Raw genomic sequence first — 11944 nt, 5'->3', positions numbered from 1 at the left:
TCAGCGATCCCCCGCCCGTTCGATCGCGCGCTTCTGGGTGTCGTTCAGGTCGCGCTCGACGGCTTCGTCTGGGGCGAGCCAGACCGCCCGGACGTGGTCGCCCGCCAGCGTCGCCTGCTCGGTCGGGCTGTGGGCGCGGTAGACGGCGGCGAACGCGCCGCCCTCGTCGATCTCCCACGCGGTGTTCAGGATCGGGCCGTCGACGCTCGCGTCGAGGCCGGTCGCCTCCCGGATCGCCCGTTGCAGCCCCGGGACCGGCTGTTCGCCCGCGTGGAGCTGCCCGCCCGGGAGCTCCCAGACGCCGTCCTCGTTCTCCAGCAACAGCAGCCGCTGCTCGGGTTCGGGGCCGAACAGCACCGCCTTCTGGGTGACCGCGAACCGCCGGCTCACGGTCGGCCCCCCGCCTCGACTCGCTGCGATCGGTTCATGCGCGGACCCACAGGCCGCGTCGCAAAGAACGATGCGCTCGGCCTACTCGTCCAGCCGGGACTGCCACTCCTCGACGCGCTGCATCAGTTCGACCGGCGAGATCTCCGCGACGTTCATCCCGTCGAGTTCGTCGAGCACGTCGGCGGCCTCGGGGTCGACGGCCGCGTCGCGCGCCTCGACGCCCGCCCCGCCACCGTCGCCGACGGCGTCCGTGGCGCCACCGGGCTCCTGCCGTGACTCGGTCCCCTCGCCGGCGAAACTGCCCGAACTCAGGTCGAACACCGCCTGTTTGGTCCCGTCGCCGCCGGAGCCCCGCGCCTCGATCGCTTTGTCCTCGCGCAGGCGGTCGAGCACGTCGCCCGCACGGTCGACAACCGGGCCGGGCACGCCCGCGAGGTCCGCGACGTGGATCCCGTAGGAGCGGTCGGTCGGCCCGTCCCGGACGGTTCGGAGGAACGTCACGTCGTTCTCCTCGCCCGGTTCGCCGTCGACGGCGACGTGGACGTTCGCGACGCCGTCGAGGTGGTCCGCGAGCGTCGTGAGCTCGTGGTAGTGGGTCGCGAAGAGCGTCTTCGCCCGCACCTCGTTGTGCAGGTACTCCGTGGCGGCCCACGCGATCGAGATGCCGTCGTAGGTCGCGGTTCCACGCCCCACCTCGTCCAGGATCACGAGCGAGTCTTCGGTGGCCGAGTGGAGGATGTTGCTCAGTTCCTGCATCTCGACCATGAACGTCGAGCGCCCCTGGGCGAGTTCGTCCAGCGCGCCGACGCGGGTGTAGATCCCGTCGACGAGGCCGACCTCGGCGGATCTCGCGGGGACGAAGCTCCCGGCCTGTGCGAGCAGGGTGATGAGCGCGGCCTGGCGCATGTACGTCGACTTCCCGCTCATGTTCGGACCCGTGACGATCAGGAACCGCCGGTCGCGATCGAGGTGGAGGTCGTTCGGGACGAACTCGGTCGTCGTCTCGACGACGGGGTGGCGGCCGGCCTCGACGTGGAGGGCGTCGCCGTCGGTGAGTTCCGGTCGGGTCCAGTCGTTGCGCGCGGCGTGATCCGCCAGCGAAGCCAGCGCGTCGACCTCGGCGATGGCCCGCCCGGCGTCCTGCAGGAGTTCGGCGTGGTCGGCGACGCGATCCCGGAGCGTCTCGAACAGTTCGTACTCCAGCTCCCCGCGGGCCTCCTCGACGCGCATGATCTCGCGTTCCTTCTCCTCGAGTTCGTCGGTGACGAACCGCTTTGAGTTCTTGAGCGTCTTCACCTCGCGGTAGTGCTCGGGCACCTGATCGGCGACGCTCTTGCCGACCTGGATGTAGTAGCCGTCGGTCTTGTTCCGGTCGACGGTGACGTGTGAGAGCCCGTGTTCGCGCTTCTCGCGGCCGGCGAGGCCGTCGAGGAACTGCTCCAGTTCCTCGTGGCGCTCGATCAACCCGTCGAGTTCGTCGTCGTAGCCCTCGCGGAAGATGCCGCCCTGTGTGACGGTCTTCGGTGGGTCCTCCCGGAGCGCCTCGTCGAGTTCTCCCCGGAGGGCGGCCGCAGTCTCGCGGTCGGGGTTCTCGAGCACGCCCGGCAGCGGCGAGGTCTCCAGTTGGGTGCCGGCGATGGCCTCCTCCAGCGCCGGCAGCACGCCGAGGGTCTGTTTCACCGCGAGCAGGTCGCCGGCGTCGGCCGATCCCGAGGCGGTACGCGACGCCAGCCGTTCGAGGTCGTAGGCGTCGTCGAGACGGTCCCGGAGTGCCTCGCGGGCGAGCGCGGCGCTCGCGAGCGCTTCGACCGCGTCGTGACGGCGCGCGAGCAGGTCGCGGTCCCGGCGCGGCCGGGTGAGCCACTCCCGGAGCAGGCGCCGGCCGGGCGAGGAGACGGTGGCGTCGACGGTGTCGAACAGCGACCCCTCGCTGCCGCCCTGCATGGTCTCGACGAGTTCGAGGTTGCGCTGCGTGGTCGCGTCGAGGTCGAGGTGGTCGTCCGGGCGGTAGTGCTGGAGCCGGCTCATCGCCGCCGCGACGCCGAGCCCGGTGTCGTCGACGTAGGCGAGGACGGCCCCCGCAGCCTGTACTGCGGGGGAGTCCCCCTCGAGGCCGATACTCTCGAGGGTTGACTCGCCGAAGCGGTCCCGAACGCGGTGGCGTGCGCGGCCGGAGCCGAACTCGTCGCTCGGGCGGAGGGTGTGGGTGGCGTCGAGGCGCTCCCGCAGGCGCGAGAGCAGGGGGTCGTCGGTGCGCACGTCTGGACCGGGGAGGAGTTCGGTGGGCGAGAAGCGGTAGAGTTCGGCGCCCGCGGCGTCGGCGCCGTCGACGGCCGTGACGAGGAACCGCCCCGTGGTGATGTCGGCGAAGGCGAGGCCGTACTCGCTCTCACCGCGCCCGGCGTCGCCCTCGACGACCGCGGCGAGGTACTGCGCGTCGTCGTCGGTCGTCTCGACGAGCGTGCCCGGCGACGCCAGCCGGGTGATCTCGCGGTACTTCGAGCCGTCCTCGGCGTCGAACTGGTCGGCGACGGCGACGCGGTAGCCGCGTTCGACCAGCGCTGTCAGGTAGGGCGTGAGCTCCGAGAGCGGGACGCCCGCCATCGGGTAGGAGGAGCCGTGCGAGGACTTCTGGGAGATCGTGAGGTCGAGTTCGTCGGCGACGACCTCGGCGTCGTCGGCGAACAGTTCGTAGAAGTCGCCACACTGCATCATCAGCAGGTCCGCGTCTGTCTCGGCCTTCAGAGAGAGGAACTCCTCGACGATACCCTGCGACATGGACCCCTCTCGGTGTGTCGGTGGCTAAAGCCCTGCGGGTCGCTGGCGAACGTGACTGGATCGGATAAACGATGCCGCCGTGGGTGACCGGCCACGTCTGGCCGAGCACGGCGATGCGCGCATCGCCGCGGTGCCGTCCCGGAAGGCCCCTACCCCGAACCGGGTCGGCAGCGCGACAACTAAACGAACGAAGTCGAGGTATAAGTGCTTCGTGGGTAGCGCTCAGTTCTCGCCCTCGATCAGGCGTTCGAGCTGGGCCGGCGGCACCGCGCCGCGGGCGGCGTGGCCGTCGGCGGCGAAGGTCGGCACGCCGGTGACGCCGCGGTCCCGGGCGTCCTGGAACTGTGCCTCCAGTCGGTCGGCCCAGTCATCGTCGGTGGCGGCGTCCCGGATCTCCGCGGCGTCGAGGCCGACCGACTCGGCCACGTCGGCGATCACGTCGGGGTCGCCGATGTCGCGGTGGTCGGTCCAGTAGGCCTCGAACAGCGCGTCGTCGAAGGCGCCGAACCGCTCGGGGAGCTCCTCGCGGACGTAGAACGCGGCCTGCTGGGCGTTCCAGGAGTCGGTGTCGGGAACCGCGTCGATGTCGGCGTCGACGCCGTACTCCTCGCTCAGGCGCTCGACGTTCTCCCGGACCTGCTCGAAGTAGTCGTCGTCCTTCCCGTCGTCGACGTCCGTCTGGATCTCGCGGTTCTCGTCGCGTTTGTACCCGCGGAGGTCGAACGGGTGCCACTCGACCCGGAGCGGCGCGTCGCGACCCTCGCGGTACTGCTCGAGGGACGCCCGCCCCAGGTGGCAGAACGGGCAGACGTAATCGCTGAACACAACGACCTCGTCGGAATCGGCGTCGACCGCCTTCTCGGCGTCGACGACGCCGTCGGATTCGGACATACCCTCTCCAACGGGTGAACTCGGAAAAGCTACCGGATAGCGGCGCCCGTGGCCCGCCGAAGCTTCAAGCGCCGTCGTTCCCAGCACCCGCCATGGACACGTTCGTCACCGGGGGCACGTTGCTCACGATGCGGGACGACCGGCTGGGGATCGTCGACTCGGGCGCGCTCGCCGTCACGGACGGGCGGCTCAGCTACGTCGGCCCGGCCGCCGAGGCGCCGGCCCCGAGCGACGCCGACGAGGTGGTCGACGCCGAGGGCTCGGTGGTCATGCCCGGCCTCGTGAACGCCCACACCCACATGGCCCACACCCTCCTCCGCGGCGGCGCACAGGACGTGCCCGAGATCGAGTGGATGAACCGCGCGCTCGGCCCGCTCTCTGCGCACGCCGACGAGCACGACCGCGTCGCCGGCACGCGGCTGGGCGTGCTGGAGGCGGTCCGCGGCGGCGCGACGACGATCTGTGAGTACGCGAGCGAGGTCGAGACACTCGTCGAAGAAGTCTACCAGCCCCTCGGCGTCGACGTGGTCGCCGTCGAGACGATCAACGAGGTGCCAGAGGAGCGCGACGACCTCGGGCCGCGAGAGCTGTACCCCTTCGACCGCGAGCAGGGCGAGCGAGCGCTGGCGCGGGCGGACCGGCTGTTCGAACAGTTCGGCGACGACCCGCTCGTGACGCCGGCCTACGGCCCGCAGGCGCTGGACATGGTGTCGCCCGACCTGCTCCGGACGGTGCAGGCGCTCGCCCACGAGCGCGGCGCGAAGCTCCACCTGCACACCGCACAGGGCGAACGCGAGGCGATCCAGATCGAGGAGCGCTACGGCGCCGACGAGTCGACGGTCTCGGTGCTCGAGGAGCTGGGGATCGTCGAGGACTCGCTCGTGGCGGTCCACTGTCACGGCGCGACTCCGGCGGAGCGCGAGCAACTCGCTGCTGGCGGGGCCGCCATGCTCGGCTGCCCCTCGTCGATCTCGGCCATCGACGGGATCGTTCCGCCCGTGGCGGAGTTCCGCGAGTACGGCGCGCCAGTCGGGATCGGCACGGATCAGGCGCCGGGCCCGGGGCACCACTCGATGTTCCGCGAAGCCAGGACGGCCGCGACGCTCTCGAAAGTCGAGCACACCGACCCGACCGCGCTGACGGCGCCCGAGGCACTCCGGCTCGCGACCGTCGGCGGCGCCGCGGCGCTGGGGATCGCCGACGAGGTGGGAACGCTCGAAGCGGGCACCCGCGCGGACTTCGTCGTCGTCGAGACCGACCGACTCTCGACGGCGCCGGCCGTCGAGTCGCCGCTGCACACCGCGGTTCCGAACCTCGTCTACTCGACGACGGGGCGGGAGGTCCGGGACGTGTTCGTCGCCGGCGAGGCCGTCCTGCGTGACGGGGCGTTCGTCGATGCCGACCCCGAGGCGGCCGTCGCGGAGGCGACCGAGCGGGCGCGGGCGCTGTACGAGCGCGCGAGCGGTGACTGGCGGGCCGCGGACTCGGCACTCGTCGACGCGGTCGACGGCGGCTGGCTCTGAAGCGGCGGGGTCAGTGGTCGTGGCTCTCGGCGTCCGAGCCGCGCTCGCTCTCGGCGTCGTCCTCCTCGTCGTGACTCGACAGCGGTCCCAGCCCCGACGCGGGGTCGAAGCCGTCGACGGGCGTGACGGAGTAGTCCACGGTGAGCGTGTCCCGGGTCGCACGGATCTTGCCGACGAAGGCCGACACCTCCTCGAGCGTGCCCTCGAGCACGAACAGCTCCATGCAGTGGTGCTCGCCGACGTGGGAGTGGAAGTTCGAGGCGACCAGCCCCTCGTGCTCGTGGCGGAGCTGCATCATGCGCTCCTCGACGCTCGTGGTCTCGTACTCGAAGAGGACGGTGACGACGGCCATGAGGTTGCGGTCCTCCAGTCGGCGGTCCTCGAACTCGCCCAGCAGGTTCCGGGCGGCCTCGCGCATCACCTCGCTGCGGCCCGTGTAGCCGTGTTCCTCGGAGAAGTTGTCGATGCGGTCGAGCAGTTCCTCGGGCATCGAGACGCTGACGACGGTCATGTAACAAGAGAGGCGCCGTTCGTTAATAATCCTTAGCAAACACGGGAGCGGTCCCGCGCTCGCCTCAGCGGACCGAGTCCAGGATCAGCTGCTGCTCGACGCGCTTGACCTCGTGCTGCACGTCGCGCACGGCGTCGATGTTCGCGGAGATGCTCGAGATCCCCTCCTCGACGAGGAAGTTCACCATCTCCGGCTTGGAACCGGCCTGGCCGCAGATCGAGGTGTCCACGTCGTGCTCGCGGCAGGTCTCGATCGTGTCGGCGATGAGCTCGAGCACCGCCGGGTGGAGCTCGTCGAACCGGTCGGCGACGTGCTCGTTGTTGCGGTCGACCGCCAGCGTGTACTGGGTCAGGTCGTTCGTGCCGAAGGAGGCGAAGTCGATCCCCTCGGCGGCCATCTCCTCGACACAGAGCGCGCTGGCGGGCGTCTCGATCATCACGCCCCAGTTGCGCTTCTCGATGTCGATACCGGCCTCCTCCATCAGCCGCTTGGCCTTGATCACGTCGTCGGCGTCGTTGACGAGCGGGAGCATGAGCTCGACGTTGTCGTAGCCCATGTCGTACAGCTTGCGGAACGCCGCGAGCTCGTGCTGGAACACGCCGGGCTTGGCGAGGCTGCGACGGATGCCGCGCCAGCCGAGCATCGGGTTGTGCTCGGTCGGCTCGTCCTCGCCGCCCTCCATCGTCCGGAACTCGTCGGTCGGGGCGTCGAGCGTGCGGACGCGCACGGGCCGGGGGTAGAACTCCTCGGCGACGCCCTGGATCCCGTCGACCAGTTGGTCCTGGTAGGCCTCGCCGCCCTCCTCTTCGATGTAGCGCTCGGGCGTCTTGCCCAGCGTGAGCACCATGTGCTCCATCCGGAGCAGGCCGACGCCGTCGGCGCCCGTCGCGGCCGCGCGCTCGGCAGCCTCCGGGATGGAGACGTTGACTTTCACTTCGGTCGCAGTCATGGGTTTGACCGGGGTCTTCGGGCGGACCTCCTCGACGGGCTCGTGGTCGGGTTCTGCGGGCTCGGTCCGGCCCTCGATTACGGTGCCGCGGTCGCCGTCGATGGTGACGACCTGATCGTCGACGAGTTCGCGGGAGCCGCTCCCGGTGCCGACCACCGCGGGCACGCCGAGTTCCCGGGAGACGATCGCGGCGTGGCTGGTCATGCCGCCCTCGTCGGTGACGATGCCGGCGGCGCGTTTCATCGCCGGCACCATGTCGGGCATCGTCATCTCGGTGACGAGCACGTCGCCGTCGCCGACCTTGTCGAGCTGGTCGAGTTCGGTGACGACGCGGACCTCGCCCGAGACGACGCCCGGCGAGGCGCCGAGCCCGCGGATGAGCACGTCGCCCTCGTTCTCGGTCTCGGTCTCGCGTTCCTCCTCCAGATCGGCGTCGTCGTCGTCGATCGTGGTTATCGGGCGGGACTGAAGCATGTAGATGTCGCCGTCGGCGACCGCCCACTCCACGTCCTGTGGCTCGTCGTAGTGGTCCTCGACGCGCTCGCCGAGTTCGACCAGCGCCTCGATCTCGTCGTCGGAGAGCACGCGCTCGTTCCGGCGGTCGGGTTCCACCGTCTCCTCGACGGTCTCGCCGGTCTCGGCGTCCTTGACCATCTTGACCTTCTTGTCGGCGACGGTCACCTCCTCGACCGAGTCGCTGTTCCGGTCGTAGACGTAGTTGTCCGGGGAGACCGTCCCCGAGACGACCGCCTCACCCAGCCCCCACGCCGCCTCGATGATCAGGCGCGGCTCGCCCGTCGAGGGGTGGGAGGTGAACATCACGCCTGACTTCTCGGCGTCGACCATCTCCTGCACGACGACGGCGATGTCGACGGCGTCGTGCGGGAAGTCCTGGCGCTCGCGGTAGTAGATGGCGCGCTGCGAGAACAGCGACGCCCAGCACTCCTTCACACGCTCCAGCAGCTGCTCGCGCTGGACGTTGAGGAACGTCTCCTGCTGGCCCGCGAAGGAGGCGTCGGGCAGGTCCTCGGCGGTCGCCGAGGAGCGGACCGCGACGAACGCCTCGCCGTCGTCGAGGTCGTCGTAGGCCGCGAGGATCTCCTCGCGAACCGCGTCGGGGAACGGCGTCTCGAGGATCAGCTCGTGGGCCGTCTCGGAGGCCTCCTTGAGCGCGGCGGAGTCCTCGGGGTCGACGTCCATCGCTGCGAACAGTTTCTCGTCGATACCTGCCTCCTCGATGAACGCCCGATACGTCCCCGCCGTGACGACGAATCCCGGCGGCACGGGAAGCCCCGCCCCAGTGAGTTCACCGAGGGAAGCGCCCTTCCCGCCGACCGTCTCCAGGTCCGCGGCGCGAACGTCGTCGAGCCAGAGTACTCCCATCAATTGAGGAATCCGGTCTACCGATAAAGAAGGTTCCGGACGGCCGGGGATTCCCGCCGCCGACGCCCGGCTGGAGTTACTCCTCGTCCGGCATCGACGGCTCGGGCGGCAGTTTCGGGTCCCGATCCGGCCGCTCACTGGGCTCCTCGGGCTCGATGTCGGGGATCGAGACCCCATCCATGTCCTCGAGCGCCTGCTCCATCAGGTGGAGCCCGGCGGCCTTCGTCGGAGCGTCGCCGATGGCGCCGCGCTCGGAGTCGACCAGCGTCCAGAACCCGCTCTCGTCCTCGATCAGTTGGAGCTCGCGGGTCGATTCCTCGTCGGCGTCCTCTTCGGCTGTCGCCTCGGCGACGACCTCCCCGTCACCTTCGCTATCGTCTGCCATGGGGAGGAGTTGCGGACTCGCGTGGAAAACCGTTCGGGTCGGCGACGGGTCGCGCCGTCGACAGGCGCCGACTACTCGAACACCGCGTCGAACGCCGACGCGCCGAGCGGGTCGAACGTCCCGGCCGCCAGATCCTCCCGGACGTAGGCCGGCCGGCCCATCCCCACGAGCGCCGACACCACCGCCGGCGCCGACCGCGCGAAGTTGATCGCGCGCTGGGCCGGGCTGTCACCCGCCAGCTCCGCCGAGATGTCGGGCGGGAGCCCCTCGACCAGGTCGCCGCCCATCAGCGCCGAACTCGCGAACACCGACAGCCCCTCGCGATGGGCGAACTCGAGCGCGCTCACCGCCTCGCCGCTCTCTGGGTCCTCGTGGTGGGCGCTCGTGAACGCGTCGGCCATGTGGACGTTGAACGGCAGTTGGAGCGCCGCGAGCCCGTGGTCGTCGGCGTCGCCCCCGACCGACTCGGCGGCCGCTCGGGCCCGATCGAGCACCCGCGCGAGCGAGAGGTGCCGGTCGTGGTCGGGCGGCACCCGGAACGCCTCCCAGGAGGCGACGCCGTAGCGGCCGATCCGGCCCCGCTCGAGCTCGCGTTCCAGCTGCTCGAACGCGGCCTGGAGCTTGTCGTACACCGCCTCGCTGGACCGAGCCGCCAACTGCGTCTCGGGACTGTGGACGTAGTAGCAGTCCACCGCGTCGACGCCCAGCGCGCCGAGCGAGCGGTCCAGCATCGCCTCGAGGAAGGCGGGCGTCATCGCGTGGCTCCCGCGGGCGAGGTCCGCCGGGTCGACGAGCCCGGGTTCGACGAACTGCTCGCGGACGTACGCCGAGGGGTCGGCGGGGCGCTCGCCGTCGAAGGGGACGAAGCCGCCCTTGGTCGCCAGCAGCACCGAGTCGCGGTCCACGTCGGCGGCAGCGAGCGCGTCGCCGACGACGCCCTCCGCGCGGCCACGGCGGTAGTCCGGTGCGGTGTCCAGCACGTTACAGCCGTTCGAAAGCGCCGTGACCAGCGCCTCGTGGTGGCGCTCGTCGACTTCGGGCGTCGGCTCGCCCCGGTAGCTGCCGGCGCCGATCGAGGAGACGACGCCGGGACCGAACCGCCGGAAGTAGGTGCGGCCGTACCGGTCGCCGAAGCGATCGCGGTAGCGCCACGTCGCGTCGTGGGTCGCCATCGTCGGGAGAACGGTGTGGATCCGGATAGGGCTGCCGTTCGACGGGAGCCGCGGGGCGCTACACGTCGCCTTCGAGGCTGTCGAAGATGCGCTCGACGAGCGCCTCGCGGGACACCTCCTCGTCCGCCGGGAACTGCCCGCCCCCCATGCGGGCGTGGCCCCCGGCGCTGGCGTCGGGGACGTCCTCGACCGCGTTCTCCAGCGCCCGGCCCATGTGGACGCGGTCGTCCCGCGATCGCCCCGAGAGGTGGACTGTCCCATCGCGTTCGCCGACCACGACGACCGCGGTGATCCCCTCCAGCGTGATGAGTTCGTCGGCGGCCTGCGGGATCGCGTCGGCGTTCGACAGGGTCCCCACGTCGCTGACGGCGAAGGAGCCCTCGACCTGCCGGCCGGCGATGGCGCGGGCTTTCACGTCGAGCGTCTCGCCGCTGACCTGCGGGTTGGCGATGCGGTCCAGCGCGTCCTCGTCGACGCCCGGCGCGAGCGAGGCCGCCGCGCTGAAGTCCGCCGACGCGGCGCCGCTGGTGAGGTGGCGCGTGTCCGCGAGAATCCCGTAGAGGAGCCCGGTCGACTCCCGCGAGGGGAGGGTGAACCGCGCGTCGACCTCGCTCTCGTGGACGTCCGGCGGCACCGGTTTCCCGCCCACGTCCTGGAAGTACTCCGCGACGATGCTCGCGGCCGCGCCGTAGTCGGTGCGCACGTCGGTGAACACCTCCCCGGTCCCCTCGCCTGGGTGGTGGTCGACGACGGCGAACGGGAGGACGCCGTGGGCACCCTCGAACCCGCGGGGCTGGTTGTGGTCGACCAGCACCACCGCCTCGGCGGCCAGTTCGGAGACGTGGTCGATCGCCTCGATGTCGAGGTCGAGCACGTTCCGGAACGCGCGGTTCTCCTGGTGGCGGATCTGTCCGGTGAACTGGACCGTCGGTTCACAGTCCACTTGCTCGGCGAGTCGGGCGATACCGATCGCGGCCGCCATCGCGTCCGGGTCGGGATCGGGATGCATCAGCACCGCCACCCGCTCCTTGTTCGCCAGCGCCTCCTTGAACCGGACCCCCAACGGCCGGCGGTAGCGCAGCAGCGCCAGCGCGGCGACGATCGAGAGCGTCACCACCGCCACGACGGTAGCGACGAGTTCGGGGTTCTGCTGGGCGAACCGCTCGGCCCTCGCGATCGCGTCCGCGTAGCCGGCGGTCTGCATAGGTGACCCTCTCCGACCGGGAAGGGAAGTAGTTTCGGCACGCGCTCGCCGAACCCCCTTTATTCCTGCCAGCCCTACCTATCGACGATGGCGTTCGAACAGCGCCGGGAGCGGATGGTCGAGCGACTCCGGGAGCGGGGCGTGATCGACCGCGAGTCGACCGCCGACGCGCTGCGCTCGGTGCCCCGCCACGAGTTCGTCCCCCCGGACAAACGCGGAATCGCGTACCGGGACCGCCCCCTCCCGATCGGCGAGGGGCAGACCGTCTCCGCACCGCACATGGTGGCGTCGATGGTCGAGCGGCTCGCGCTCGAGCCGGGCGATCGCGTGCTGGAGATCGGCACCGGTTGTGGCTACCACGCCGCGGTCACCGCCGAGGTCGTCGGCGACGGGAACGTCTACTCCGTGGAGTACGTCCCCGAACTGGCCGACCGGGCGCGCGAGACGCTCGAGAGTCTCGGCTACGAGGTCGCGATCAGGACCGGCGACGGGCACGAGGGGTGGCCGGACCACGCGCCGTACGACGCCGCCTACCTCACCTGCGCGGCCGAGTCGGTGCCGCCGGCGGTCGTCGAGCAGGTTCGTCCCGGGGGCCGGGTGCTCGCCCCCGTCGGCGACAGGCGACAGCAACTGGTGCTGCTGACGGTCCGCGAGGACGGCCGGACGGAGCAGCAGACGTTCGAGGGCGTGCGGTTCGTCCGGATGCAGGGCGAGTAGTCGCCGATCCCAACCGCTTTCCGCCCGAATCACTCGTCTGA

General features: G+C 70.7%; 10 protein-coding genes. 2 read left to right on the top strand and 8 right to left on the bottom strand.

Going from position 1 to position 11944, the window contains the following annotated elements:
- The 3 genes from BMZ83_RS08800 to BMZ83_RS08790 all read right to left on the bottom strand — a co-directional run bounded on the left by BMZ83_RS08800 (position 1) and on the right by BMZ83_RS08790 (position 4059).
- A complete protein-coding gene (locus tag BMZ83_RS08800) occupies positions 1-390 on the bottom strand; it encodes an NUDIX domain-containing protein (RefSeq protein WP_074877727.1) in 390 nt (129 codons plus the stop codon).
- Between the two features lie 81 nt (positions 391-471).
- Complete coding sequence (gene mutS, locus BMZ83_RS08795; RefSeq protein ID WP_074877725.1) at positions 472-3168, bottom strand: DNA mismatch repair protein MutS; 2697 nt, start codon at positions 3166-3168, stop codon at positions 472-474.
- 222 nt (positions 3169-3390) lie between these two features.
- Entirely contained in the window at positions 3391-4059 is a 669-nt protein-coding gene (locus BMZ83_RS08790) for a DsbA family oxidoreductase (protein WP_074877723.1), read from the bottom strand.
- Positions 4060-4151: 92 nt separating this feature from the next.
- On the opposite strand from BMZ83_RS08790, the gene BMZ83_RS08785 reads away from it, so the two are divergent.
- On the top strand, positions 4152-5582 hold the full coding sequence (locus BMZ83_RS08785; protein ID WP_074877721.1) for an amidohydrolase family protein: 1431 nt from the start codon (positions 4152-4154) through the stop codon (positions 5580-5582).
- Between the two features lie 10 nt (positions 5583-5592).
- On the opposite strand, the gene nikR is transcribed toward BMZ83_RS08785, so the two are convergent.
- From nikR to BMZ83_RS08760, 5 genes are all read right to left on the bottom strand, one after another.
- Positions 5593-6093 carry a nickel-responsive transcriptional regulator NikR gene (gene nikR / locus BMZ83_RS08780; protein ID WP_074877719.1) on the bottom strand — a complete coding sequence of 167 codons (501 nt, stop codon included), beginning with the start codon at positions 6091-6093 and terminating at the stop codon, positions 5593-5595.
- A 64-nt stretch (positions 6094-6157) separates the two neighbouring features.
- Positions 6158-8425: a pyruvate, water dikinase gene (ppsA, locus tag BMZ83_RS08775; RefSeq protein ID WP_074877717.1), complete on the bottom strand. Its 2268-nt coding sequence runs from the start codon at positions 8423-8425 to the stop codon at positions 6158-6160.
- A 76-nt stretch (positions 8426-8501) separates the two neighbouring features.
- Positions 8502-8810, bottom strand: coding sequence for a hypothetical protein (locus BMZ83_RS08770; protein WP_074877716.1), 309 nt, complete (start codon positions 8808-8810; stop codon positions 8502-8504).
- 71 nt (positions 8811-8881) lie between these two features.
- Positions 8882-9982, bottom strand: a complete 1101-nt coding sequence (locus BMZ83_RS08765; protein ID WP_074877714.1) for an aldo/keto reductase — start codon at positions 9980-9982, stop codon at positions 8882-8884.
- A 58-nt stretch (positions 9983-10040) separates the two neighbouring features.
- Entirely contained in the window at positions 10041-11186 is a 1146-nt protein-coding gene (locus tag BMZ83_RS08760; protein ID WP_074877712.1) for a DHH family phosphoesterase, read from the bottom strand.
- Between the two features lie 87 nt (positions 11187-11273).
- Here BMZ83_RS08760 and BMZ83_RS08755 point away from each other — a divergent pair, with 87 nt between their 5' ends.
- The gene (locus BMZ83_RS08755) at positions 11274-11903 is read left to right on the top strand and encodes a protein-L-isoaspartate(D-aspartate) O-methyltransferase (protein ID WP_074877710.1); all 630 of its coding nucleotides are present in this window, start codon (positions 11274-11276) and stop codon (positions 11901-11903) included.
- The last annotated feature ends 41 nt before the right edge of the window (positions 11904-11944 follow it).

Source organism: Halolamina pelagica (assembly GCF_900115675.1).
Lineage (GTDB): Archaea > Halobacteriota > Halobacteria > Halobacteriales > Haloferacaceae > Halolamina > Halolamina pelagica.
The sequence above is the reverse complement of the archived record's forward strand: the minus strand, read 5'-3'. Positions and strand labels throughout refer to the sequence as shown.

Bases quoted from the DNA above. Each gene is read 5' to 3' on its own strand.
- ppsA (WP_074877717.1), bottom strand. From the start codon at position 8,425: ATGGGAGTACTCTGGCTCGACGACGTTCGCGCCGCGGACCTGGAGACG.
- BMZ83_RS08760 (WP_074877712.1), bottom strand. From the start codon at position 11,186: ATGCAGACCGCCGGCTACGCGGACGCGATCGCGAGGGCCGAGCGGTTC.
- BMZ83_RS08785 (WP_074877721.1), top strand. From the start codon at position 4,152: ATGGACACGTTCGTCACCGGGGGCACGTTGCTCACGATGCGGGACGAC.
- BMZ83_RS08790 (WP_074877723.1), bottom strand. From the start codon at position 4,059: ATGTCCGAATCCGACGGCGTCGTCGACGCCGAGAAGGCGGTCGACGCC.
- BMZ83_RS08770 (WP_074877716.1), bottom strand. From the start codon at position 8,810: ATGGCAGACGATAGCGAAGGTGACGGGGAGGTCGTCGCCGAGGCGACA.
- nikR (WP_074877719.1), bottom strand. From the start codon at position 6,093: ATGACCGTCGTCAGCGTCTCGATGCCCGAGGAACTGCTCGACCGCATC.
- BMZ83_RS08765 (WP_074877714.1), bottom strand. From the start codon at position 9,982: ATGGCGACCCACGACGCGACGTGGCGCTACCGCGATCGCTTCGGCGAC.
- mutS (WP_074877725.1), bottom strand. From the start codon at position 3,168: ATGTCGCAGGGTATCGTCGAGGAGTTCCTCTCTCTGAAGGCCGAGACA.
- BMZ83_RS08755 (WP_074877710.1), top strand. From the start codon at position 11,274: ATGGCGTTCGAACAGCGCCGGGAGCGGATGGTCGAGCGACTCCGGGAG.